Source organism: Shewanella aquimarina (genome assembly GCF_023349185.1).
Lineage (GTDB): Bacteria > Pseudomonadota > Gammaproteobacteria > Enterobacterales > Shewanellaceae > Shewanella > Shewanella aquimarina.
Window position 1 is genome coordinate 1 of sequence record NZ_JAKIKY010000028.1, and the last position, 2,464, is coordinate 2,464.

The following is a 2,464-nucleotide window of genomic DNA, read 5'->3' on the forward strand; positions in this document are numbered from 1 at the left end:
ACGGCCAAGGTGAGCCATACCTGGTTGCGCATAGTCAGGTGACATATCTTTACCGGCGGAATTTTCGGTAACACTGCCGGTATCGACACCGCCAATCACGGCTTTATCGTCAGTGCCGTTAATGGTCACAGTCACTTTTTGCGAAGTGCCATCAACCGAGTGAACCAGCACGGTATCCGTGAGTGACTCACCGGTTTTTAAGCCTTGAATCGCGGCTTGTGCGTTATCAGCGGTGTAAGTCCAATGGCCATGCTCGTTAATAGTGAGGCTGCCGTACTGGCCTTGAAGAGTGGTGGCTACAAATTGGTTTTGTCCGCTGTCGGGATCGGTGACGGTGAGCGCACCATCGACGCGCAATTGGCCTTGGTAGAGGTCTTTGTCTTCGGTCACTGAAGCCGTAGCAGTACCGCCAATGACGGCTTTATCGTCGGTGCCGTTAATGGTCACAGTCACTTTTTGCGAAGTGCCATCAACCGAGTGAACCAGCACGGTATCCGTGAGTGACTCACCGGTTTTTAAGCCTTGAATCGCGGCTTGTGCGTTATCAGCGGTGTAAGTCCAATGGCCATGCTCGTTAATAGTGAGGCTGCCGTACTGGCCTTGAAGAGTGGTGGCTACAAATTGGTTTTGTCCGCTGTCGGGATCGGTGACGGTGAGTGCGCCATCAACACGCAAATGCCCTTGGTAGAGGTCTTTGTCCTCGGTCACAGCGCCCGTTGACGCGCCGCCAATCACCGCCTTGTCGTCGGTGCCGTTAATGGTGACGGTCACCTTCTGCGCGGTACCATCGACCGAGTGCACCAGTAAGGTTTCGGTGAGCGACTCGCCAGCTTTCAGCCCTTGAATCGCAGATTGTGAGTTATCAGCGGTGTAGGTCCAGTGGCCATTTGAATCAATCGACAAGGTACCAAATTGGCCTTGAAGAGTGGTGGCAACAAACTGGTTTTGTCCGCTGTCGGGATCGGTGACGGTGAGTGCGCCATCAACACGCAAATGCCCTTGGTAGAGGTCTTTGTCCTCGGTCACAGCGCCCGTGGCCGTGCCGCCAATCACTGCCTTGTCGTCGGTGCCGTTAATGGTGACTGTCACCTTCTGCGCTGTGCCATCGACGCTGTGAACAAACAGGGTCTCGGTGAGTGATTCACCTGACTTGAGCCCCTGAATGGTGGCCTGAGAGTTGTCGGCTGTGTAGGTCCAGTGGCCGAGATCGTTGATGGTCAGGGTGCCGTATTGGCCTTGCAGGCTGGTGGCGATGAACTGGTTTTGTCCGCTGTCGGGATCGGTAACGGTGAGCGCGCCATCAACGCGGAGATGTCCTTGGTAAAGGTCTTTGTCCTCGGTCACAGCGCCCGTGGCCGCGCCGCCAATGACTGCCTTGTCGTCGGTGCCGTTAATGGTGACGGTCACCTTCTGCTCGGTGCCATCGACCGAGTGTACAAACAGGGTTTCGGTAAGCGACTCGCCAGCTTTCAGGCCCTGAATCGCAGATTGTGAGTTATCGGCGGTGTAAGTCCAGTGCCCTAAATCATTGATGGTAAGTGTGCCGAATTGCCCTTGGTGTGTGGTAGCAATGAAGTGAGCATCGCCGCCATCGGGATCGATCACCGTCAGTTGCCCGGATGTCTGTAGCTGCCCGGCGACCAGGTCTTTGTCTTCTGTCACCGAGCCGCTGGCCATGCCATGGATGATGGCTCGCTGATCTGTGCCGTGAACTTCTATGGTCACTATCTGGCTGACGGGTTGTCCTGAGCTGTCGGTTGCTGTGACTCTGAAGGTCTCAGTGGCCACCTGGCCCGCATGTAGGGCCAGGGTGTTGGGGAAGCTATTATCGAGCCGATACTGCCAGAGACCTGTATCTGGGTCGATAACTAGCTCGCCATAGACGCCGGATGAATGGGGCACGGCCCAATGGACGCCGTCTCCCGAGTCGGGATCTGTGGCGATCAATTGCCCCGATACTCGGTCAACCGAGCCCTGTTCATTTAGGCTGGCATGATGGACGCCAGAGATCACCGGCAGATCGTTACTGCCCTCGACGGCGACGCATATGACGCTGCTGACGCTGTTGCCCTGATTGTCAGTTGCCGTAATGGTGAAGGTTTCATTGTGGTGCTCGCCTTCGGAGAGGGCATTGGTCTTGGCATCGAAGTTGTTGAGATGGTAGTGCCACTCACCCGTGCTGGGGTTGAGCACAAGATCGCCATATTGTCCCTTGCTGGTCTCTACCGACCAGGTGATGGCGTCCTTGGTGTCGCCGCTAGCCGCGAGTTTTCCTGATACCGTATCGATAACACTGTTTTCTTTAATCGTTTGAAAATTTTGTTGACTATCAATATGCAACGGATTTTCATGCGTGCCAGTGCCAGTGCCAGTGCCAGTGCCAGTGCCAGTGCCAGTGCCAGTGCCAGTGCCAGTGCCAGTGCCAGTGCCAGTGCCAGTGCCAGTGCCAGTGCCAGTGCCAGTG

Annotated in this window: 1 protein-coding gene; it reads right to left on the minus strand. The window is 55.8% G+C overall.

Annotated features, from left to right (window positions below):
* Nucleotides 1–2,340: VCBS domain-containing protein (locus tag L2731_RS19445; protein ID WP_249254886.1), on the minus strand; the 2,340-nt coding region annotated here is incomplete at its 3' end.
* Between the last annotated feature and the right edge of the window lie 124 nt (nucleotides 2,341–2,464).